Source organism: Limimaricola cinnabarinus (assembly GCF_002723615.1).
Lineage (GTDB): Bacteria > Pseudomonadota > Alphaproteobacteria > Rhodobacterales > Rhodobacteraceae > Limimaricola > Limimaricola cinnabarinus_B.
In genome coordinates this window covers 68,675-89,750 of record NZ_KZ304952.1, presented here as the reverse complement: position 1 = coordinate 89,750, position 21,076 = coordinate 68,675, and the positions used below count along the sequence as shown (strand labels likewise).

Sequence of the window (21,076 nt, the reverse complement as noted above, 5' to 3'; positions counted from 1 at the left end):
CATGCCGCTGACGCCCGAGCAGGACGCCGAGATCGCCGATCTGCGCGCCACCCCCCGCACCACGCTGCGCGCCGTCTCCGAAGGGGCGGAGCAGCATCTCTATGTCCCGAAGCCCGTGCTCGATCACGGCTTCGTGCGGATGATCGACTACATGGGCGACGACGCCGCGATCTGCCAGGCGGCGCGCGTCAGCTACGGGCGCGGCACCAAGTCGGTGCAGAACGACGAGGGGCTGATCCGCTACCTGATGCGGCACTGGCATTCGACGCCCTTCGAGATGTGCGAGCTGAAGCTGCATGTGAAGCTGCCCGTTTTCGTCGCCCGCCAGTGGATCCGCCACCGCACCGCCAACGTCAACGAATACTCCGCCCGCTACTCGATCCTCGACCGGGAGTTCTACATCCCGCGCACCGAAGACCTCGCCGCGCAGTCGAGCCAGAACAACCAGGGCCGGGGCGACGTGCTTGGCCCGGAGGAATCGGCCCGCGTACTCGACTGGCTGCGCGAGGACGCGCACCGCGCCTATGATCATTACGAGCAGATGATCTCGGATGAGGGCCAGCAGGGCGTGGCGCGCGAGCTGGCGCGGATGAACCTGCCCGCCAACATCTACACGCAGTGGTACTGGAAGGTGGATCTGCACAACCTGTTCCACTTCCTGCGGCTCCGGGCGGACAGCCATGCGCAATACGAGATCCGGGTCTATGCGGACGCGATCTGCGAGATGGTCAAGGACTGGGTCCCCGCCGCCTACCGCGCCTTCGAGGAGTATCGCCTTGGAGGGGTGACGCTTTCAGCTTCCGGTGTAGAGTGCTTGCGTCGGATGCTCGCTGGGGAGGAAGTGACTCAGGAGACGTCGGGGATGAGCGCCAGGGAATGGCGGGAGTTTAATAGCCAATGGATAACCTAAAAGCAGAATACTCTAAGTTCGCTTACGAACTTAGTTACTCGCAACTGCGGGGGCAAAAAGAAGACTTGAAGTCGCTTCGAAATCAAGCTTCGTATTGTGCAGCAATAACCGGACTTGTGGCGACAATATTCGCGTCGTTCTTCCGAGTAATATATCCAGAATTTTCTGCCTTGAAAGCAGGTGAAGGTATACATCTGCCATTGGCATTCTGGCTTATATTTGGCTCGGTGCTGGTTTCCATAATCCTGTCCTCCCTAGTTTTGGTAGGAAGGGGGGAGTATACATTTGAGTTAAACCCAGATGCTATACTTCACGCAATTACGACAGAAACCAAGTTGCCAGACCTACATGCAAAGCTCGCTAAAGACGCGGACGAATTTTTTGACGAAAACGAAAGAAAGATTGGTCGCGTTCGCTGGTTACTAGGAGGAGGGTTATTTGCCGCTGTTTTTCAGGTGCCGCTTTGGATTTTTCTGATACTCGAAGGAGTAAGTAATGTCTGACGATAAGGCTAGCAATCCACCACCGTCTGGGAAACCTACGAGAAGGTCGATTTATAACGACGACAATGGAAAAAAAGATAAATGAGTGTTTGTGGGTAGCCTCGGCTGCCCACTTTCAAACCTTCCGCAAATTCCCCGCCATCTCGCGCCCATCCCGGCCTTCGATCAACTCGAACTCCACCAGCTCGTCATCGGCCAACCCGGTGAGGCCCGATCGTTCCACCGCCGAGATGTGGACGAAGATGTCCTTGCCGCCATCCTCCGGCGCGATGAAGCCGTAGCCCTTGGTGGTGTTGAACCATTTCACGGTGCCCTTCGGCATGGCACTGTCTCCCGTCGCTTGAAGTCCGACCGCACGCCTTGCGGTTGCCAAGGACAGTAGCGCGCGTCACTGAAAGGCAAATCACTTATGGAGGGCAGGATGCGGGTTCTGGGGCTGAAGACCTGTGACAAGACACGCGCCGCGATGAAGGCGCTGAAGGCCGGGGGCCACGCGCCGGTGCTGGTCGACGTGCGCGCCGAGCCGCTGGGCACGCAGGAGCGCGAGGCGATCGTCGCGGCCTTTGGCGACCGCGCGATCAACCGGTCCTCGACCACGTGGCGCGGGCTCAGCGAGGACGAAAAAGCCCGGCCTGTGGCCGGGCTTCTGGAGGATCACCCGGCGCTTCTGAAGCGCCCGGTGATCGAAGAAGGCGGGGTCTACCGCCAGGGGCTCTGAGCCTCAGGCGTCGCGGCGCAGATCCGGCGGCGTCGCCTCGTCCTTCAGGGTCTCGACCACCGCGTCGAGGCCCAGCACCTCGGAGCGGTTCTCGCCCAGACGGCGCAGGCTGACGGTGCGCTCCTCGACCTCGCGGCCACCGATGGCGAGGATCACCGGCACCTTGCCGACCGAATGCTCGCGGACCTTGTAGTTGATCTTCTCGTTGCGGGTGTCGGCCTCGGCGCGGATGCCGGCGCGGCGCAGCGTGGCGACGACCTCGTTCACGTAGTCATCCGCATCCGAGACGATCGAAGCCACGACGACCTGACGGGGTGCCAGCCACAGCGGCAGGCGGCCGGCATGGTTCTCGATCAGGATGCCGAGGAACCGCTCGAAGGAGCCGAGGATCGCGCGGTGCAGCATGACGGGCCGCGCCTTGTCGCCCTTTTCGTTGACGAACTCCGCATCCAGCCGGTCGGGCAGGTTGAAATCGGCCTGGAAGGTGCCGCACTGCCACTCGCGCCCGATCGCGTCGGTAAGCTTGAAGTCGAGCTTGGGGCCATAGAACGCGCCCTCGCCGGGATCGACGGTGTAATCCGCCCCCGCCTTGTTGATCGCGCCTTCGAGCGCGGCCTCGGCCTTGTCCCAGATCTCGTCGGAGCCGACGCGCGTCTCGGGCCGGGTGGAGAGCTTGATGTCGAACTTCTCGAAGCCGAGATCCTCGTAGACCGAGGCCAGGAGCGTGATGAAGTCGGCGCATTCCTCTTCGAGCTGGTCCTCGGTGCAGAAGATATGCGCGTCGTCCTGCACGAAGCCGCGCACGCGCATCAGCCCGTGCATCGAGCCCGAGGATTCGTAGCGGTGGCAGGAGCCGAATTCGGCGAGCCTGAGCGGCAGGTCGCGGTAGGATTTGAGCCCCTGGTTATACACCTGCACGTGGCAGGGGCAGTTCATGGGCTTGAGCGCATTGGTGCGCTTTTCCTTCGCGCCTTCCTCGTCCACCTCCACGATGAACATGTTCTCGCGGTAGGCTTCCCAGTGGCCCGACTTCTCCCACAGCACCCGGTCGACGACCTGCGGCGTGCGGATCTCGCGGTAGCCGGCGGCGTTCTGGCGGCGGCGCATGTAGTCTTCGAGCGCGCGGTAGACGGTCCAGCCGTTCGGGTGCCAGAACACCATGCCCGGCGCTTCCTCCTGCAGGTGGTAGAGATCCATCTCGCGGCCCAGCTTGCGGTGGTCGCGCTTGGCGGCCTCCTCCAGCATGGTCAGATGCGCCTTGAGCTCGGCGCGGTTGCGGAAGCCGACGCCCGAGATGCGCTGCAGCTGCGGGCGCGAGACGTCGCCGAACCAGTAGGCGCCCGAGACGCCCATCAGCTTGAACGCGTCGGCGGGCAGCTGGCCCATGTGCTGCAGATGCGGGCCGCGGCAGAGATCCTGCCAGTCGCCATGCCAGTACATGCGGATGGGCGCGTCCTCGGGGATGCGGTCCAGAAGCTCGATCTTGAAGGTCTCGCCGCGCTCCTGGTAGTAGGCGCGCGCCTGCGCCCGGTCCCACACCTCGTTGCGGATCGGCTCGGACTTGGCGATGATCTCCTTCATCTTCTTTTCGATCGCGCCGAGATCTTCGGGGGTGAAGGGCTCCTCGCGGTCGAAATCGTAGAACCAGCCATGCTCGGTGACCGGGCCGATGGTGACCTTCACGTCGGGCCAGATCTCCTGCACCGCGCGCGCCATGACATGGGCGAAGGCGTGGCGGATCAGCTCGATCGAGGGGGCTTCGTCCTTGGTCGAATGGATGGCGATCTTGCTGTCATGCTGGATCGGCCAGCTGAGATCCCAGTGATTGCCGTTCACATCGGCGGAGATGGCCTTCTTGGCGAGGCTCGGCGAGATCGACTGCGCCACCTCGGCGGCGGTGACCCCGGCGGGATAGTCGCGGCTGTTGCCATCGGGAAAGGTGAGGGAGATCTGGGCCATATGCGGCCTCCTCGTCGGTCTGGCGCCCACGGAACGCCCGGTTGCGGGTTATATGCGTGAGGGGCTTGATGATCGGGCGGGGCCGGGCTGTCAAGCGCGGGGCTTGTCATCGGCGCCGCGCGCTTCGATGCTGCGCGCCGACCAAGGACGGAGACGACCATGCCCGATTTCACCAGCCCGCAGGGCCGCCGCATCGCCTATGACCAGCTGCCGGGCGAGGGGCCGGGCGTGGTGTTCCTCGGCGGCTTTCGCTCGGACAAGGAGGGGACCAAGGCGCTGCACTTGGAAGACTGGGCCAGGCGCGAGGGCCGCGCCTTCCTGCGATTCGACTATTCCGGCCATGGCAGCAGCGGCGGCGTATTCGAGGAGGGCGCGATCGGCGATTGGGCCGAGGATGCGGCGGCGGCGCTGTCGCTGACCACCGGCCCGCAGATCCTCGTCGGCTCCTCGATGGGCGGCTGGATCTCGCTCCTGCTGGCGCGCGCGGCGCCCGAGAAGATCGCGGGCCTCGTCACCATCGCCGCGGCGCCCGATTTCACCGAAGACGGGTTCTGGGCGGAAATGACCGGGGAGATGCGCGCGCGCTTCGAGGCGGAGGGCCATCTCGATTACCCGTCGGATTACGGCGAGCCGCTCAGGATCACCCGGCGGCTGATCGAGGAGGGGCGGGGCAACCTCGTGCTGCGCACGCCGCTGGCGCTGAAATTCCCGGTGCGCTTTTTGCAAGGCACGGCGGATGAGGATGTCTCGGTAGCCACGGCGCTGCGGCTTCTGGAGCATGCCGAGGGGCCGGACATGCGGCTGACGCTGGTCGACGGGGCCGATCACCGCTTCTCGACGCCCGACTGCCTCGACCTGATCGCGGCAAGCGTGGCAGAGGTCTCGGCCCGCGCCTAGCGCCGGGCGCGGCGGGCGAGGGGCTGCGCGATGCGGTCGAAGCCCAGCGCGCCAAAGACCACCCCGGCCCAGCCCCACAGCGCCGCCGCCGTCAGCAGCCCCATGAAGAGCAGCACGCCGAGCGTGGCGAGAAAGGCGGTGGTGAAATCCGGGGCGGGCTGGCGCATGGCGCATCTCCTCGCCCCGGGATCTAGGGCGCGGCGCGCGCCTCTTCCAGCGCTTCGGGCAGCGCGGCCGCGAAGATGTCGAGATCGGCCTCGTGCCCGGCGGTGACGCGGATGCAGCGGTCGAGCGGGGCGACGCCGGGCATCCGCACGAAGACGCCCCGCGCGGCGAGGCCGGTCATCACGCGCCGGGCAAGGGCGCCGTCGCCGCCGCAATCGATGGCGACGAAGTTGGTCGAGGAGGGCAGGGGCGCGAGGCCGTTGTCATGCGCGATGGCCGCGATTCGCGCCCGCGCCGCCGCCACCTGCGACACCACGTGGTCGAGGTGATCGCGATCCGCCAGCGCCGCGCGCGCCCCGGCCTGCGGGATGCGGCCAAGCCCGAAATGGTTGCGCACCCGGTCGAAGGCCGCGATCAGCGGCGCGGGGCCGATCGCATAGCCGACCCGCGCCCCGGCGAGCCCATGCGCCTTGGAAAAGCTGCGCAGCCGGATCACCCGGTCGTCTTCCGCATCGATCGGCAGCAGCTGCGCCTCGGGCACGAATTCGACATAGGCTTCGTCGAGCACCAGCAGCGCGCCGGCGGGCAACGCCTCGATCATGGCCCGGATCGTCGCGGCATCGTGCAGCCCGCCCATCGGGTTGTCGGGGTTGGAGATGTAGGCGAGCTTGGCCCCGGCCCAGCCTGCGCGATCGATCAGCCCCTCTGTGTCCACGCGGTCGCCCGCATAGGGCACGTGCTCGATGCGCCCGCCAAAGCCGGTGACGTGATAGTCGAAGGTCGGATAGCCGCCCTCGGAGGTCACGACCCAGTCGCCCTGGGTGATGGTCAGCCGCACCAGAAGGCCCAGAAGCCCGTCGATGCCCTCGCCCACGCGGATATGTTCGGGCGCGACACCGTGATGCGCCGCGATGGCCTCGCGCAGCTCATGCGCCTCGGGATCGCCATACATCCAGACTTTTTGCGCGGCGGCCTGCATCGCCTCGACGGCGCGGGGCGAGGGGCCGAAGACGCTTTCATTCGCGCCCAGCCGGGCGGTGAAATCCCGCCCCATGCGGCGTTGCTGGGTCTCGGGCCCGACAAAGGGCACCGTGTCGGGCAGGGAGGCGGCGAGCGGGGTGAGGCGCGGATCGGTCATGGCTGCAAGATGCCGCGCGGGCGTTGCCGCGGCAAGCGACAAACGCTTGCGAAGCCCATGCGTGAGGGCTAGCGTGGGGCCAACAACCTGAGGGGGAAAATGCTTTTATATCTGCGTCATGCCATCCGCGCCGTGCGGAGGGCATTTTTACCCTCCATTGCCGAAGAAAGAACGGTCTTCGACCATGTCTGGGTGATCCTGCTCGCATCGGGGATCGGCATCGTGCTGATCCTGACCTACAAGCTGCTGTTTCCAGCGTAAGGCGGTGCGCGGCCCTTCATGGCCGCGCACCCCCTGTTTTCAGCCGATTTCGGCCAGCCGGTCGAGCGCCGCGGCAAGCTGCGCCTGCTCGGCTTCGCGCGCAGCGAGGTTCTGGCGGGTCTCCTCGACCACCTCATCGGGCGCGCTTTCGGCAAATTTGGGGTTGTTCAGCCGCCCCTTCAGCCCGCCGATCTCCTTTTCCAGCTTTCCCATCACCTTGGACAGCCGCGCCTTTTCGGCCGAGACGTCGATGATGTCGGCCAAGGGCAGCGCCAGCGTGGCCCCTGTCAGCGGCACGCTGATCGCGCCCTTGGGCGCCTCCTCGGCCTCGGTCAGGTGATCGATCCGCGCCAGCCGCGAGATCATCGCGGCGTTGCGGTCCCATGCCGTGCGGGCAGCGTCATTCGCGCCGACCAGCACCACCGGCACCTGAAGCCCCGCCGGCACGTTCATCTGCGCGCGCGCCGAGCGCACCCCTTCGACCATGGCGATGGCGATCTCCACCTCCGCCTCGGCCTCCGCATCGGCCAGCTCGGCGGCCGTGTATTCGGGCCATGCGGCATGGACGAGCATGCCGTCGCGCCGGGCGGTGTTGCCCCACAGCTCTTCGGTGATGAAGGGCATGATCGGGTGCAGCAGCAGCATGCACTGATCGAGCACCCAGGCCATCACCGCCTGCGTCTCGGCCTTCGCGGCGTCGTCCTCGCCCTGCAGAAGCGGCTTGGAGAACTCCACATACCAGTCGCAGACCTTGCCCCAGACGAAGGCGTAGAGCCCGTTCGCGGCATCGTTGAAGCGGTAGGCTTCGAGCGCGGCATCGGTCTCCTCGCGGATCTTCGCGGTCTCCGACACGATCCAGCGGTTGACCGTCGCCGTGGGCTTGGGCGGCACGGCGGGGGCGGCGTGGCGCTCGGGCGCGAGCGCGCCGTTCATCTCGGCAAAGCGGCAGGCGTTCCACAGCTTGGTGGTGAAGTTGCGGTAGCCCTGGATGCGCTGGGTCGAAAGCTTCAGATCGCGCCCCATCGCGGCCATGGCGGTCAGGGTGAAGCGCACGGCATCGGCACCGTACTGGTCGATCAGGTCGAGCGGATCGAGCACGTTGCCCAAGCTCTTCGACATCTTCTTGCCCTTCTCGTCGCGCACCAGCGCGTGGACATAGACGGTGTCGAACGGCTTCTGATCCACCACGGCGTATTGCATCATCATCATCCGGGCGACCCAGAAGAAGATGATGTCGAAGCCGGTGACCAGCGTGGAGGTGGGGAAGTACTTCTCCAGCTCCGGCGTCTCTTCGGGCCAGCCCAGCGTGCCGATCGGCCAGAGGCCGGAGGAGAACCAGGTGTCGAGCACGTCGGGGTCGCGCCAGACGGGGATGGCGGTCGGCGCGTCGGGGCTGCGGATCGCGCCCTCGTCGGTGACATTGCCGATCGCCGCCTCGAACAGCGCGACCGCCTCGCCGCGATCCTCGACGAAGCGGATCTCGTCATGGCCGTAATAGGCGGTCATCTTTTCGAGCGCCTCTTCGCGCGTCGCGGCGCAGAACGGCGTCCAGTCGGCCTCGAGATCGACCTGCCCGTCGGTCAGGGTCGGCCCGTACCAGACCGGGATCTGGTGGCCCCACCAGAGCTGGCGCGAGATGCACCAGGGCTCGATGTTCTCAAGCCAGTGGAAATAGACCTTGGCGTCGCGCTCGGGCAGGATCTTGGTCTCGCCCGACCGCACCGCGTCAAGCGCGGGGCCGACGATCTTCGAGGTGTCGACGAACCACTGGTCGGTCAGCATCGGCTCGATCACCACCTTGGAGCGGTCGCCGAAGGGCTGCATGATCGGCTTGTGCTCGACGAGCGGCACCAGCCGCGTCTCGGGCGGGGCGGCGCCTTCCTCGGCGGCCTCGCGCTTGGCGGCCTTGGGGCCGAGCCGCGGGTCCCATTCGGGCACCATGACGGCGAGGCCCTCGGTGGTGATGTCCTCGACCACCGCGGCGCGCGCCTCGAAACGATCCAGCCCGCGATATTTCTCGGGCACGAGGTTCAGCGCGTCGGCCTCCATCACGGAGATCTCGGCCCCCTGCGCCACCTCCTGCGCCCGTGCCGCGGCTTCGGCGTAAGGCGCGCCATCGGCGCGCATCGCGCCCTTGGTGTCCATGAGGCGATACATCGGGATGCCGCCGCGCTTGGCGACCTCGTAGTCGTTGAAGTCATGCGCGCCGGTGATCTTCACCGCGCCCGAGCCGAAATCCATCTCCGGGTATTCGTCGGTGATGATCGGGATCAGGCGGCGCTGCTCCTTGGGGCCGACCGGGATCTCGCACAGCTTGCCGACGATCGGCGCGTAGCGTTCGTCATCGGGATGCACCGCGACCGCGCCGTCGCCGAGCATGGTCTCGGGGCGGGTGGTGGCGATGGCGATGTAGTCGCGCTCCTCCTCGAAGACGACATTTCCGTCCTCGTCGCGCTCGACATAGGTGTAGGTCTCGCCGCCCGCGAGCGGGTATTTGAAGTGCCACATGTTGCCGGGCTGCTCGATGTTCTCGACCTCGAGATCCGAGATCGCCGTCTCGAAATGCGGGTCCCAGTTCACCAGCCGCTTGCCGCGGTAGATCAGGCCCTTCTCGTACATGTCGACGAAGACCTTGATCACGGCGTCGTGGAAATTGCCCTGCTCGCTTTCGGGCGCGCCTGGCGCACCCGACATGGTGAAGGCGTTGCGCTCCCAGTCGAGCGAGGCGCCCAAGCGCTTGAGCTGGCCCACGATCTGCCCGCCCGACTGCGCCTTCCACTCCCAGACCTTTTCGAGGAATTTCTCGCGGCCCATCTCGCGGCGGCTCGGCGCGCCGGTCTTGGCCATCTCGCGCTCGACGACCATCTGCGTGGCGATGCCCGCATGGTCCTGGCCGGGCTGCCACAGCGTGTCGAAGCCGCGCATCCGGTGCCAGCGCACGAGGATGTCCTGCAGCGTGTTGTTGAAGGCATGGCCCATATGCAGGGAGCCGGTGACGTTGGGCGGCGGGATCATCATCGAGAAGGTCTCGGCGCGGCGCGCGCCGGCGCCCGCGCGGAAGGCCCCCGCCTTTTCCCATGCCTCGTAGAGCCGGGCCTCGGCCTCGGCCGCGTCGAACGTCTTTTCCATCGCCATGTCCCGGACTCCTCGGTGAAATCGGTCCCGTCTGTAGCGCGGCGGGCAGGGGAGGAAAAGGGATCAGCCCCGGTCGATGCGGGTGGACAGGTGAATGAGCGCCTCGGTGGCCTTCACCCCGTCGAGCGCGCCGATCCGGTCGAGCGCGTCATCGAGCGCCTCGGTCGTCCCGGCCCGCAGGCGGCAGGCAAGGTCGAAGCGCCCGGAGGTGGTGTGCACCGTCTCGACCTCCGCGATCCGCCTCAGACCTGCGAGCACCATGGCCTGCCGCGCCGGGACCATCTGCACCAGCACCGTGGCGCAGATCCCGCCACGGGCGCGGTCCGACAGGCGCAGCGTGTAGCCCGCGATCACGCCTGCGCGCTCCAGCCGGTCGAGCCGGGCCTGCACGGTCGAGCGGGCAAGGCCGAGCTTCTGCGCCAGCTGCGCCACGGGCGCGCGGGCGTTCTCGGTCAGAAGCGCGATCAGGCGGGCATCGGTGGCATCGGTCATATCGCCGATCCTGTCGGCGTTTCGCCGGTCGGTCGAGACAAATCGACCGGATCGCCGCTTCGAACCGGCGGCAGGCAGGCGCAAGATGGGGGCAAGGAGGACCATCATGCTGCAAGCCCCGATCGACTGCGCCCGCGCCGACACACCCGAGGACTGGCTCGCCCGCCATGGCGGCGAGACCGCCGTGCTGCTCCATTGCCCGGGCGCGCTGGCGGCGCGCCACGCCCGGTTCCGGGACGGCTTTCCCGGCATGGTGACCTATGCGGTCAAGGCCAACCCGGATGCGGGGGTGATCGCGGCGTTGGTGCAAAGCGGCATGACCGCCTTCGACGTGGCCTCGCCCGCCGAGATGGCGCTGGTGCGCGGCATCAGCCCCTGGGCCGCGCTGCACTACCACAACCCGGTGCGCTCGCGCGCCGAGATCGCCGCCGGGATCGCGGCGGGGGTGGCCTCGTGGTCGGTCGATGACGCGGGCGAACTCGACAAGCTCGTGGCTTGCGGCGTGGCGCCGGACACCGAGATCGCGGTGCGGCTGAAGCTGCCGGTGGCGGGGGCGGCCTATGATTTCGGGACCAAGTTCGGGGCCGAGCCCGACCTCGCGCAGGCGCTGCTGGCGCGCGCCGCCGCGCAGGGCTTCCGCGTCTCCATGACCTTCCATGTCGGCACGCAATGCGGCGATCCGGCCGCCTGGACCGCCTATATGCGGGCCTGCGCAAAGGCGGCGCGCGAGGCAGGTGTGCGGCTGGCGCGGCTCAATGTCGGCGGCGGCTTTCCCTCGGGCCGCGACGGGGGCGAGCCCGCGCTGGAGCCGATCTTCGCGGCGATCGCGGAGGGCAGGGCCGCCTTCGACGAAGCCCCCGATCTGGTCTGCGAGCCGGGCCGCGCGCTGGTGGCCGACGCGATGGCCTATGCGGTGCGCGTCAAGGCCCGGCGCGGGGCCGCGCTCTATCTTGGCGACGGCATCTATGGCGGGCTGTCGGAATGCCCCTCGATCGGGATGCCGCGGGTCGATCTCGTCACCGACGGCGCGCGCGAGACCGCCGCGCCGCAGCCCTTCGCGCTCTGGGGGCCGACCTGCGACAGCCTCGACCGGCTGCCCGGAGAGACCCTGCTGCCGGGCTGCGCGGAGGAGGGCGACTGGCTGCTGTTTCGCTCGGCGGGGGCCTATCTCGTCGGGGTCACCACCTGTTTCAACGGATATGGCACATATGAGCGCGGCGAGGTGGCGCGGCTCTGGACAGACCCGTCCCGCCCCCTAGGGTGAAGGGGCAGGGAAAGGAACGCGATGCGGCGGGCAGGACGAGCGCGGGCACGGATGAGAGGCGCCGATGGGCGTTCGTGACTGGCTTCTGGGCCTCGTCGGGCGCCGCCCGCGGCAGGCCGAGGGCCAGCCGCGCATGCGCGGCCCCGCGACCCATGTCATCATCCTCGACGGCACCATGTCGACGCTCAGGCCGGGATTCGAGACCAATGCCGGTCTGACCTACAAGCTTCTGCGCGAAAGCGGGCGCAGCGCCAACCTGACCGTGCATTACGAGGCGGGCATCCAGTGGGGCAGCTGGGCCGAGACGCCCGACGTGATGATGGGGCGCGGCATCAACCGGCTGATCCAGCGCGCCTACGGCGTGCTCGCCTCGCGCTTTCGCCCCGGCGACAGGATCATGCTCGTGGGCTATTCGCGCGGCGCCTATGCGGTGCGCTCGCTCGCGGGGGCGATCAGCCGGGTGGGGCTGTTGCGCGCCGAGGAGGCGACCGAGCGCAACGTGCGCGACGCCTACCGCCACTACCGCCACCGCGGGCCCGAACCGGGCGAGACGGTGCGCGCCTTTTCGCGGCTGCATTGCCACGACCGGGTCGAGATCGAGGCGGTGGCGGTCTGGGACACGGTCGCCTCGCTCGGGCTCAGGCTGCCGGTGCTGTGGCGCTGGTCCGAGCCCAACCACATGTTCCACGATCACCGCCTCGGGCGCCATGTGCGGCACGGCTTTCACGCGCTGGCGCTCGACGAGACGCGCAACGCCTATCTGCCGGTGCTGTGGACGACGCCGCAGGGCTTCGCGGGCCATGTCGAGCAGGTCTGGTTTCGCGGCACCCATGGCGATATCGGCGGCCAGCTCGGCGGGTTGCTGGAAAGCCGCAAGCTGTCGAACATCCCGCTGGTCTGGATGCTGGAGCGGCTGGAAGACTGCGACCTGGCGCTGCCCGAGGGCTGGCGCGCGCGGTTTCCCTGCGACCCCGAGGCACCTTCGGTGGGCACGTGGCGCGGCTGGAACAAGCTGTTCTTGTCGCGCAGGCGCCGCATCGTCGGGCGCGATCCCTCCGAGCGGCTGCACGACACGGTGGCGGGCGGGCATCCGGCGCGGATGCGCCTGCCGACGGGCGACGCGCGCCTGCCCGGGGTCGGGCATCTGGGTGCGGCGGAGTAGGGTCGGCCTTCAGCCGAAATGCGCGGCGATGCGGTCGAGCCGCGCGCCCCGCGTCGCGGCATCCTCGATCAGCAGCTCGTGCCGCCCGCCTTCGACGATCTCGAAATCCGCGCCGGGCCAGCGCCGCATCCGGTCATGCACGCGGGCCGAATCGACGACCCATTCCTCGTCGCCGAGCAGGGTCAGGCAGGGCGTGTCGGGCGAGGGCAGCCGCGCCAGCGCCCGCGTTTCGCGCAAGGCCTCGTGCACCCAGTGCAGCGATGGCGCGGCGAGGCCCAGCTCGGGATGGGCCTCGACCTGTCGGCGCACCCAGGCGAAGCTCTCCGCGTCGCGGGTGAGCATGTTGGCCTCGGCCGCCTCGGCCGCGTCCTCCAGCGTCGCCGAGCGCCCCGGCGAGGGCAGGTGCGACAGGCCCACGAGCCGCGAGGCGCTGCTCAGCCCCCAGGCCGCGACGCGCAATGTGGGCCGCATCAGCACGCCCCACATCGGCGCGGTGAAGCAGGCGCGCGCGAAGGGCGCGCCGCGCATCAGGGCGCGCAGCCCGATGCAGCCGCCCATCGAATGGGCCAGCATGTGGTAGGGTTCGGGCAGGCTTAGCGCCCGCGCATGGGCGATCAGCGCGTCGAGATCGAGCTGATACTCGGAGAAGCTCGCGACATGGCCGCGCAGCGCGTCGTCATGGGCGCGCTCGGACAGCCCCTGTCCGCGCCAGTCGATCGTGGCGCAGCCAAGGCCGCGCGCCGCCAGATCGGCGGCGACGCGGCCGTATTTCTCGGCATATTCGGTGCGGCCCGTCAGGATCAGCACCGTGCCGCGAGGGCTCGGGCCGGGCCAATGCACCGCCCTGAGCCGCACGCCGTCGGGGGCGGCGATCCAATGCGCCGCCGCGGGCCCCCCGGCCACATCCGCGAAATAGGGCGCGGCCGGGCGGCCCGTGCCGTCAGCCAAGGACCGCCGCCAGCTTCATGGCGAGCCCCATGTCGCCATCGACCGCGAGCTTGCCTTGCATGAAGGCGGCGGTGGGATCGAGATCGCCTTCGAGGATGGACTGGAAGGTCTCGGCATCGGCGGTCAGCGTCACCTCGGCCGGCTCGTCGCCGGCGCGCGCGCCGCTCTCGTCGATCATGATCGCGCCCTCGTCCGAGATCACGAACTTGGCCGGTCCGCCTTCGAGGCCGTCGCCGTCCATCTTGGCGTTGAGCGCCGTCACTGCCTGGCTCACCAGTTCACTCATCCTGTCGTCCTTCGCGTTCGCGGCGGGCCGGGATGGCCGCCGATCTGGTCCTTGTGATGGGGCGCCTCTGGTCTCGGCCCGGGCGCGCCCCTACACTAGGGACTATGGGTGCAAGACTTCCTTCCTTCAAACCTGTCCTCACGGCACTGGCCGCGGCACTTGCCCTGTCGCTTCCCGCGCAGGCGCAGGAGGGGGATCCGGTCGCCCCGCTGTTCGAGGCGCTGCAATCGGCCAGCCCCGAGCAAACGCCGCAGCTCGCCGCCGAGATCCGCGAGACGTGGTCGCGCAGCGGCTCCGCCGCGATCGACCTGCTCGTGGAGCGGGGCCGCGAGGCGCTGGGCACGGGCGATCGGCAGGAGGCGATCGAGCATCTGACCGCCGCGATCGACCATGCGCCCGGGCTGGCCGAGGCGCATGTGCTGCGCGCCAATGCCTATTATCTCGCCGGTCTCACCGGCCCCGCCATCGAGGATCTGCGCGCGGCGCTGGCGCATGAGCCGCGCCATTTCGGCGCGCTGCAGGGCTTTGCCGCCCTGCTCGAGGAGATGGAGCGCCCCGAGGCCGCGCGCGAGGTCTGGGGCCGGGTGCTGGCGCTCATGCCGCAGGACGCGCAGGCCCGAGAGGCCGCGCGCCGTCTCGACATCATGCTCGGCGGCCGCACGCTGTAGAATTTTCACGCCGTCCCGGCGCGACCACAGGACCCTTCATGACCCCCTCCCGCATCGGCGCCGTGCTCGGCCCCACCAACACCGGCAAGACGCATTACGCGATCGAGCGGATGCTGGCCTATCGCTCCGGCATCATCGGCCTGCCGCTCAGGCTTCTGGCCCGCGAGGTCTATGACCGCATCGTCAAGGCGCGCGGCCCCTCGGTCGTGGCGCTGGTCACCGGCGAGGAGCGGATCGTGCCGCCGCGCGCGGCCTACTGGGTCTGCACCGTCGAGGCGATGCCCGAGATGGATGCCGATTTCCTCGCCGTCGACGAGATCCAGCTTTGCGCCGATCCCGAGCGCGGCCATGTCTTCACCGACCGGCTGCTGCATGCGCGCGGGCGGCACGAGACGCTGTTTCTGGGCTCCGAGACCATGGCGCCCGCGATTCGCGCGCTGGTGCCCGAGGCCGAGACCATGCGCCGCGACCGGCTTTCGACGCTGAGCTATGCGGGCTCCAAGAAGCTCAGCCGCATGCCCGAACGCGCCGCCATCGTCGGCTTTTCGGTCGACAGCGTCTATGCCATCGCCGAGCTGATCCGCCGCCAGAAGGGCGGGGCGGCGGTGGTGATGGGGGCGCTCAGCCCCCGCACCCGCAACGCGCAGGTCGAGATGTACCAGAACGGCGATGTCGATTATCTCGTCGCCACCGACGCGATCGGCATGGGGCTCAATCTCGACGTGGCGCATGTCGCCTTTTCCTCGCTGATCAAGTTCGACGGCCACAAGATGCGCCACCTTGCCCCCGACGAGCTGGCGCAGATCGCGGGCCGCGCCGGGCGGCACCGCACCAATGGCAGCTTCGGCGTGACCGGCGAGGCGCCGCCATTGGAGGAGGAGGTCGTCGAGGCGATCGAGAATCACCGCTTCCGCCCGGTGACGCGGCTTTTCTGGCGCAATTCCGACCTGCAGTTCGGCTCGCTCAAGCGGCTGATCCAGACGCTGGAGAGCCGCACCAACAACCCCTGGCTTGGCCGTGTGCGCGAAAGCGACGATCTCGCAGCCCTCAAATCGCTCGCCGCCGATCCGGTGATCCGCAGCCGCGCGCATGACGGCTCCTCGGTGCGGCTGTTGTGGGATGTCTGCCGCCTGCCGGATTTTCGCGGCATCGGGCGGGGCGAGCATGCCGAGATGGTCGGGCAGATCTTTTCGCATCTGCAGGATCGCGGCCGCATCCCCGATGACTGGTTCGCGCGGCGGATCGAGCGGATCGACCGCACCGATGGCGACATCGACGCGCTGTCGAAACGGCTGGCCTATATCCGCACCTGGACCTACGTGGCCCAGCGCAAGGGCTGGGTCGGGGATGAAAGCCATTGGCGCGACGTGACGCGCGGAGTAGAAGATCGCCTGTCGGATGCGCTTCACGGCGCGCTGACTCAAAGATTCGTGGATCGGCGGACCAGCGTTCTGGCCCGGCGGCTCAAGCAGAAGGAGGTCATGGTGGCCGAAGTGACAGACAACGGCGACGTGACGGTCGAGGGCGAATTCGTCGGACGGCTGGAAGGATTCCGGTTTCGCGCCGACAAGGCGGGCGGCCCGGACGAGGCAAAGACGCTGCGGCAGGCGGCGGACAAGGCGCTTGCGCCGCAGTTCCACCTGCGCGCGGACCGCTTTTACAACGCGCCCGATACCGAGATCGACGTGACCGAGCAGGGCGGGCTGATGTGGGGCGCTTCGGCGGTGGGCAAGCTCGTCTCCGGCGCCGATCCGTTCAAGCCGCAGGTCGTGGCTTACGTGGACGAGGAAGCGGGCACCGAGATCACCGACAAGGTGAAGCGGCGGTTGCAGCATTTCATCGACCGCAAGATCGCCTCGACGCAGGAGCCGCTGCTGGCGCTGGGCAATGACGAGACGCTGAGCGGGCAGGCCAAGGGTTTCGCCTACCGCATGGTCGAGAATTTCGGCATCATCCCGCGCGGCGAGGTCGCCGAGGAGGTGCGCGCGCTCGATCAGGAGGCGCGCGGCGCGCTCAGGAAGCACGGCATCCGCTTCGGCCAGTTCACCATCTTCATGCCGGCGCTCTTGAAGCCCGCGCCGACGCGCATCCGCCTCGTGCTCTGGGCGCTGTCGAAGGGGCTGCAGGAGTTCCCCGAGACGCCGCCGCCGGGCCTCGTCACCGTGCCCGCCACGCGGGGTGCTGCGCCGGGCTACTACGCCATGGCGGGCTACCGCGCCGCAGGCGAGCGGGCGATCCGCATCGACATGCTGGAGCGACTGGCCGACATGCTGCGCGACCGCGACAGCAAGGGCGGCTTCGAGGCGGTGCCCGACATGCTGTCGATCACCGGGCTGACGCTGGAGCAGTTCGCCGAGCTGATGTCGGGGCTGGGCTACAAGGCCGAGAAGGGCGAGCGGCCCAAGGCCAAGCCCGCCAAGGCCGCCGCCGCGCCCGAGGAGGTGCCGGGCGAGACCCCCGACACCACGCCGCCCGCGCCCGAAGGGCCGGACGTGCCCGGCAACACGCCGCAGGAGGCACCCGACCAGCCCGACGCGCCCGGCATCACGCCGCCCGACGCGCCCGAGCAGCCCGATCTGCCGAACGAGACGCCAGACGCGCCCGAGCAGCCGGACAACGCCCCCGCGAGCCCCACGGACGTGCCGGGCACCGAGCCCGATCACGCGCCCGCCGAGGTGCCGGGCGGCTCGCCCGATCGCGGCCCCGCGCCCGCGCCCGACGAGATGCCCGACAGCGACCCGCCCACGGGCATCCCCGCCGGCACCCCGACCGAGATCCCGCCGGGCACCATCGCCGTGGGCGAAACCGCCCCCGCCACGGCGCAGGAGACCGCCGAGGCCGAAGTGGCCGAGATGGAGACCTTCTACACCTTCACCTGGGCCGGGCGCGGGCAGCGCCGGGGCGGTGAGGGCCAGAAGGGCCGCCGACAGGGCGGCAAGCCCGATGGCGCGCGCAAGGAGGGCGGCGCGCCGCGCGGTGCCAAGGGCAAGCCGGGGGCCAAGGGCGACGGCAAGCGCCGCGGCAAGGGCGAGCGCGACGATCAGCGTCCGCGCAACTTCTCCTCGCAGCCGCCGCGCGAGAAGAAGGTCGATCCCGACAACCCCTTCGCCGCCGCGCTCGCGGGCTTCAAGCGCGATTGAGCCGGGGCGCGCCGAACCCGGCCGAGGCGCGGCGCGAGACGCTGCGCCTCGACAAGTGGCTCTGGCAGGCGCGGTTCTTCAAGACCCGCGCGCTGGCGGCCGCGCTCGTCTCCAAGGGGCGGGTGCGGGTCAACGGCCAACCCGCCGCGCGCCCCTCGCGCGGGGTGGGGGCGGGCGACGTGCTGACCTTTCCGCAGGGCCGCGCGATCCGCGTGGTGCGGATACGCGCCCTCGGAGAGCGGCGCGGCCCGGCCAGCGAGGCGCAGGGGCTCTACGACGATCTCGACCCGCCGGGGGCGCAGGGCGAGGCGGAGGGTCCGGCGAGCGCTTGAATGACCCCGCGCTCTGCTCTAGCTAGGCCGCAACAAGCATCGAGGGCCCGCCAATGACCTATGTCGTCAAGGACAACTGCATCGCCTGCAAATACACGGATTGCGTCGAGGTCTGCCCCGTCGACTGCTTCTATGAAGGCGAGAACATGCTCGTCATCCATCCCGACGAATGCATCGATTGCGGCGTCTGCGAGCCCGAATGCCCGGCCGACGCGATCCGCCCCGACACCGAGCCGGATGTCGAGAAATGGGTCGAGTTCAATCGGAAATATTCCGAGATCTGGCCCGTCATCGTCACCAAGAAGGACCCGCTGCCCAAGGCGGAGGAGATGGACGGCAAGGAGGGCAAGATGGAGTTGTTCTCCGAGGCCCCCGGCGAGGGCGGCTGATTCGCGGCCCCGCGCCGAGGCCGCGCATTACACGATCTCGAACGCCTTGGCGACAAGGCGTTTCTTTGCGCTGCGGCATGACGCTTCCTCGAAGGCGAAACTTGTGCTATATTGATCCGGTAATGCTGCTGCAAACCTAGATCCCGCCGGCCATCCGCGCCCCTGACGAACCTTTTGGTTCGCCGGGTATTCGGCGCGCCCTTCACCCGGTGGAATCTTCCAGGAAGGACATCATGAGCAAGAAGAAGAACGAATTCCGTCCCGATGACTTCGTCGTCTACCCGGCGCATGGCGTCGGCAAGATCGTCTCGATCGAGGAGCAGGAAGTGGCGGGCATGTCGCTCGAGCTCTTCGTGATCTCCTTCGAGAAGGACAAGATGACGCTGCGCGTGCCCACCCACAAGGCCACCGAAGCCGGGCTGCGCTCGCTCTCCTCGCCCGATGTCGTGGCCCATGCCATGAAGACGCTCAAGGGCAAGGCCAAGGTCAAGAAGGCGATGTGGTCGCGCCGGGCGCAGGAATACGAGCAGAAGATCAACTCGGGCGACCTGATCGCCATCGCCGAGGTGGTCCGCGACCTGCACCGCGCCGATGACCAGCGCGAGCAGTCCTATTCCGAGCGCCAGCTCTACGAGGCCGCGCTCGAGCGGTTGATCCGCGAGATCGCCGCCGTTTCCGGCAGCGACGAGACCGCCGCCGCGCGCGAGATCGACGGCGTTCTGGTGAGCCGCGCCGCCGCCGCCTGAGGTCAAGGGCCTGAGCCGAAGCGTCGGGACCGATGCGAAAAAGGCCGCACCTTGAAGGTGCGGCCCTTTTCGTTGCCTGTCCGGCCGTGGGCGAGGGCGTTCAGACCCTCTCGGGCAGCGCCCGCCAGCCGATGTCGCTTCGGCAGAAGCCCTCGGGCCAGTCGATCGCCTCGACCATGCGGTAGGCCGCCGCGCGGGCCTCGGCCAGCGTCTCGCCGCGCGCGGTGACGTTGAGCACCCGCCCGCCATTGGCCGTGACCTTGCCCTCGCGCAGCGCCGTGCCGGCATGGAACACCATGGCCGAGGCGCTGCCCTCCAGCGCGTCGAGCCCGCCGATCACGGAGCCCTTGTCGTAGCTGCCCGGATAGCCTTTCGCCGCGAGCACGACGGTCAGCGCGTGATCATCGGCCCAATGCGCCTCCATGCCATCAAGCCGCCCCTCGGCGCAGGCCTGGATCAGGTCGAGCGCCTGCCCGCCGAGCCGCATCATCAGCACCTGGCATTCGGGATCGCCGAAGCGGGCATTGTATTCGACGAGGCGCGGCTGGCCGTTCTGGATCATCAGCCCGGCATAGAGCACGCCCGAATAGGGCGTGCCGCGCCGCGCCATCTCGCGCATGGTGGGGCGGATGATCTCGTCGAGCGCCTTTTGCGCGACGCTTTCATCGAGGATCGGCGCGGGGGAATAGGCGCCCATGCCGCCGGTGTTGGGGCCGGTGTCGCCATCGCCCACGCGCTTGTGGTCCTGCGCCGTGCCGATCGGCAGCACGGTCTCGCCATCGACGAGGACGAAGAAGCTCGCCTCCTCGCCTTCCATGAACTCCTCGATCACCACCTCGGAGCCGGCGGCGCCGAATTCGCCGCCGAACATGTGATCGAGCGCGGCCTGCGCCTGATCGCGCTCGGTCGCCACGACCACGCCCTTGCCCGCGGCCAGCCCGTCGGCCTTGATCACGATCGGCATGGGCTGGCGTTCGAGATAGGTGCGCGCGGTGGCCAGATCGGTGAAATGCGCATGGCCCGCGGTCGGCGCGCCCGCAGCGTCGCAGATCGCCTTGGTGAAGCTCTTCGAGCTTTCGAGCCGCGCGGCCGCGGCGGAGGGGCCGAAAACCTTCAGCCCGGCGGCGCGGCAGGCATCGGCCACGCCGACGGCCAGCGGCGCTTCGGGGCCGATGATGACCAGATCCACCGCGTTCTCGGCGGCAAAGCCCGCCACCGCGTCGCCATCGAGAATGTCGAGATCGGCGCATTCGGCGATCCGCGCGATCCCGGCATTGCCGGGTGCGACGATCAGCCGGTCGCATTTGGGGTTCTGCAGCACGGCCCAGGCGATGGAATGTTCGCGCCCGCCGGACCCGAGGATGAGGATGTTCATGGCGCGTCTCCCGCAAGCTTGCCGTCGGGGCGCTTTTAGGCGCGCCCGCGCTTCGGGGCAATGGCGCGGGGGGCGCATATGCGCTGTGGCCGATCGGACACGCCGCGGGCCGGGGCCGGCGCGCAAAGGCCCTCGCGACTGGCGCGGGCAACAGCGATATGGGATGCAACTCTTGGTTTAACAGGGAGAGTAACCTTATGCAAAGACGCCATTTTCTCGCCATGATCCCGTTCGGTCTCGGGCTGGGTGCCACCGCCGCGATGGCGCAGGACGATCCTTTGGGCGCGATCTTCATGCAGCTCTCCCCCCGCACCCGGCGCGCTTTGCAGGAAGAGCTGAGCTTCGGCGGCTTCTACGACAGCGCGATCGATGCGGCCTGGGGGCCGGGCACGCGCCGCGGGCTGATCTCCGCCGCGCAATATCTCGAACAGAATTCGCGCGGCCGCATCCAGCCGGATCTGAGCTCCGCGCGCGGCGTGCAGACCTTCATGACCGGCCTCGCCGCGCGGGAATACTCGGCTTGGCTCTACGGCGAGGGCAGTGAGGGCAGCGACGGGTTCTGACCCGTTGCCCCCCCGCGCGGCATGG

The 21,076-nt window shown here is 68.5% G+C and carries 22 protein-coding genes; 13 read left to right on the top strand and 9 right to left on the bottom strand.

Annotated elements, in window-relative coordinates; genetic code table 11:
- Position 1: 1 nt before the first annotated feature.
- Both thyX and CJ301_RS18605 read left to right on the top strand, forming a co-directional pair.
- On the top strand, positions 2-910 hold the full coding sequence (gene thyX, locus CJ301_RS03625; RefSeq protein WP_099274403.1) for an FAD-dependent thymidylate synthase: 909 nt from the start codon (positions 2-4) through the stop codon (positions 908-910).
- A complete protein-coding gene (locus CJ301_RS18605) occupies positions 898-1,413 on the top strand; it encodes a hypothetical protein (protein ID WP_162620407.1) in 516 nt (171 codons plus the stop codon). Before thyX ends, CJ301_RS18605 begins: the two co-directional genes overlap by 13 nt.
- Positions 1,414-1,528: 115 nt before the next feature.
- Here the strand turns inward: CJ301_RS18605 and CJ301_RS03620 are convergent, their stop codons facing one another.
- Complete coding sequence (locus CJ301_RS03620) at positions 1,529-1,735, bottom strand: cold-shock protein (protein ID WP_099274401.1); 207 nt, start codon at positions 1,733-1,735, stop codon at positions 1,529-1,531.
- A gap of 99 nt (positions 1,736-1,834) precedes the next feature.
- Between CJ301_RS03620 and CJ301_RS03615 the strand changes: the two genes are divergently transcribed.
- A complete protein-coding gene (locus CJ301_RS03615) occupies positions 1,835-2,131 on the top strand; it encodes an arsenate reductase family protein (protein WP_367869635.1) in 297 nt (98 codons plus the stop codon).
- A gap of 3 nt (positions 2,132-2,134) precedes the next feature.
- Here CJ301_RS03615 and thrS read toward each other — a convergent pair whose 3' ends face one another.
- Positions 2,135-4,090: a threonine--tRNA ligase gene (gene thrS, locus CJ301_RS03610; RefSeq protein ID WP_099274397.1), complete on the bottom strand. Its 1,956-nt coding sequence runs from the start codon at positions 4,088-4,090 to the stop codon at positions 2,135-2,137.
- Positions 4,091-4,249: 159 nt separating this feature from the next.
- On the opposite strand from thrS, the gene CJ301_RS03605 reads away from it, so the two are divergent.
- A complete protein-coding gene (locus CJ301_RS03605) occupies positions 4,250-4,987 on the top strand; it encodes an alpha/beta hydrolase (RefSeq protein ID WP_099274395.1) in 738 nt (245 codons plus the stop codon).
- Here the strand turns inward: CJ301_RS03605 and CJ301_RS18600 are convergent.
- On the bottom strand, positions 4,984-5,154 hold the full coding sequence (locus tag CJ301_RS18600) for a hypothetical protein (RefSeq protein WP_162620406.1): 171 nt from the start codon (positions 5,152-5,154) through the stop codon (positions 4,984-4,986). The genes CJ301_RS03605 and CJ301_RS18600 overlap by 4 nt on opposite strands.
- A 23-nt stretch (positions 5,155-5,177) precedes the next feature.
- On the bottom strand, positions 5,178-6,290 hold the full coding sequence (locus tag CJ301_RS03600; protein ID WP_099274393.1) for a pyridoxal phosphate-dependent aminotransferase: 1,113 nt from the start codon (positions 6,288-6,290) through the stop codon (positions 5,178-5,180).
- Between the two features lie 99 nt (positions 6,291-6,389).
- Between CJ301_RS03600 and CJ301_RS18595 the strand changes: the two genes are divergently transcribed.
- Positions 6,390-6,551, top strand: coding sequence for a hypothetical protein (locus tag CJ301_RS18595; RefSeq protein ID WP_162620405.1), 162 nt, complete (start codon positions 6,390-6,392; stop codon positions 6,549-6,551).
- A gap of 39 nt (positions 6,552-6,590) precedes the next feature.
- Here the strand turns inward: CJ301_RS18595 and CJ301_RS03595 are convergent, their stop codons facing one another.
- The gene (locus CJ301_RS03595; RefSeq protein WP_099274391.1) at positions 6,591-9,686 is read right to left on the bottom strand and encodes a valine--tRNA ligase; all 3,096 of its coding nucleotides are present in this window, start codon (positions 9,684-9,686) and stop codon (positions 6,591-6,593) included.
- Between the two features lie 63 nt (positions 9,687-9,749).
- Positions 9,750-10,178: an Lrp/AsnC family transcriptional regulator gene (locus CJ301_RS03590; protein WP_254050060.1), complete on the bottom strand. Its 429-nt coding sequence runs from the start codon at positions 10,176-10,178 to the stop codon at positions 9,750-9,752.
- Positions 10,179-10,284: 106 nt separating this feature from the next.
- Between CJ301_RS03590 and CJ301_RS03585 the strand changes: the two genes are divergently transcribed.
- Positions 10,285-11,442 carry an ornithine decarboxylase gene (locus CJ301_RS03585; RefSeq protein WP_099274389.1) on the top strand — a complete coding sequence of 386 codons (1,158 nt, stop codon included), beginning with the start codon at positions 10,285-10,287 and terminating at the stop codon, positions 11,440-11,442.
- A gap of 64 nt (positions 11,443-11,506) precedes the next feature.
- On the top strand, positions 11,507-12,604 hold the full coding sequence (locus CJ301_RS03580) for a DUF2235 domain-containing protein (protein ID WP_099274387.1): 1,098 nt from the start codon (positions 11,507-11,509) through the stop codon (positions 12,602-12,604).
- A gap of 9 nt (positions 12,605-12,613) precedes the next feature.
- Here CJ301_RS03580 and CJ301_RS03575 read toward each other — a convergent pair whose 3' ends face one another.
- Entirely contained in the window at positions 12,614-13,552 is a 939-nt protein-coding gene (locus tag CJ301_RS03575; protein WP_099274385.1) for an alpha/beta fold hydrolase, read from the bottom strand.
- On the bottom strand, positions 13,545-13,838 hold the full coding sequence (locus CJ301_RS03570) for an SCP2 sterol-binding domain-containing protein (protein WP_099274382.1): 294 nt from the start codon (positions 13,836-13,838) through the stop codon (positions 13,545-13,547). Before CJ301_RS03570 ends, CJ301_RS03575 begins: the two co-directional genes overlap by 8 nt.
- A gap of 104 nt (positions 13,839-13,942) precedes the next feature.
- Here CJ301_RS03570 and CJ301_RS03565 point away from each other — a divergent pair, with 104 nt between their 5' ends.
- The 5 genes from CJ301_RS03565 to CJ301_RS03545 all read left to right on the top strand — a co-directional run bounded on the left by CJ301_RS03565 (position 13,943) and on the right by CJ301_RS03545 (position 19,113).
- Positions 13,943-14,506 carry a tetratricopeptide repeat protein gene (locus CJ301_RS03565; protein ID WP_254050059.1) on the top strand — a complete coding sequence of 188 codons (564 nt, stop codon included), beginning with the start codon at positions 13,943-13,945 and terminating at the stop codon, positions 14,504-14,506.
- Positions 14,507-14,544: 38 nt separating this feature from the next.
- The gene (locus tag CJ301_RS03560) at positions 14,545-17,646 is read left to right on the top strand and encodes a helicase-related protein (RefSeq protein ID WP_099274379.1); all 3,102 of its coding nucleotides are present in this window, start codon (positions 14,545-14,547) and stop codon (positions 17,644-17,646) included.
- Positions 17,643-17,978, top strand: a complete 336-nt coding sequence (locus CJ301_RS03555; RefSeq protein ID WP_099274377.1) for an RNA-binding S4 domain-containing protein — start codon at positions 17,643-17,645, stop codon at positions 17,976-17,978. Before CJ301_RS03560 ends, CJ301_RS03555 begins: the two co-directional genes overlap by 4 nt.
- 53 nt (positions 17,979-18,031) lie before the next feature.
- Positions 18,032-18,367, top strand: a complete 336-nt coding sequence (gene fdxA / locus CJ301_RS03550) for a ferredoxin FdxA (RefSeq protein ID WP_099274374.1) — start codon at positions 18,032-18,034, stop codon at positions 18,365-18,367.
- Positions 18,368-18,600: 233 nt separating this feature from the next.
- Positions 18,601-19,113 (top strand): CarD family transcriptional regulator, encoded by a 513-nt coding sequence (locus CJ301_RS03545; protein ID WP_099274372.1) that lies wholly within the window; start codon positions 18,601-18,603, stop codon positions 19,111-19,113.
- Positions 19,114-19,213: 100 nt separating this feature from the next.
- On the opposite strand, the gene purD is transcribed toward CJ301_RS03545, so the two are convergent.
- Positions 19,214-20,488 carry a phosphoribosylamine--glycine ligase gene (purD, locus tag CJ301_RS03540; protein ID WP_099274370.1) on the bottom strand — a complete coding sequence of 425 codons (1,275 nt, stop codon included), beginning with the start codon at positions 20,486-20,488 and terminating at the stop codon, positions 19,214-19,216.
- A 197-nt stretch (positions 20,489-20,685) separates the two neighbouring features.
- Here purD and CJ301_RS03535 point away from each other — a divergent pair, with 197 nt between their 5' ends.
- Positions 20,686-21,051, top strand: coding sequence for a hypothetical protein (locus CJ301_RS03535; protein ID WP_099274367.1), 366 nt, complete (start codon positions 20,686-20,688; stop codon positions 21,049-21,051).
- Positions 21,052-21,076: the final 25 nt, after the last annotated feature.